General features: G+C 76.4%; 1 protein-coding gene. It reads right to left on the bottom strand.

What is annotated here, in order from left to right; all coding sequences use genetic code 11:
* Positions 1-292, bottom strand: a 292-nt coding sequence (locus TW83_RS19150; protein ID WP_045984385.1) for a sigma 54-interacting transcriptional regulator, incomplete at both ends; no start/stop codon positions are given.

Raw genomic sequence — 292 nt, 5'->3', positions numbered from 1 at the left:
GAAGGCCGGGTCGGCGCGGACCGCGCGGGGTCTCGGTTCCCGACAGCAATGCGTCGAACCCCGCCTCGTCCACGGTGGCGCAGTCCAGCACCACCAACCCGCGGCCCCGTCGCGGCCCAAGGCGGTGGATGGCACGCGCCACCAGCGACTTGCCGGACCCGGACGGGCCGGTGATCAGGGCGTCGCTCTCTGCCTCGGCCACGCGGTCCAGGCCGTCGCGCAGGTGGATCATCGCCGCGCTGTCCCCCATCAGCGGCGGCGCGACGCGGGCGGCGTCCTGACCCGCGCGCCG

The organism is Paracoccus sp. S4493, from assembly GCF_000967735.1.
GTDB lineage: Bacteria > Pseudomonadota > Alphaproteobacteria > Rhodobacterales > Rhodobacteraceae > Paracoccus > Paracoccus marcusii.
This window is presented reverse-complemented; position numbering and strand designations above follow the sequence as displayed.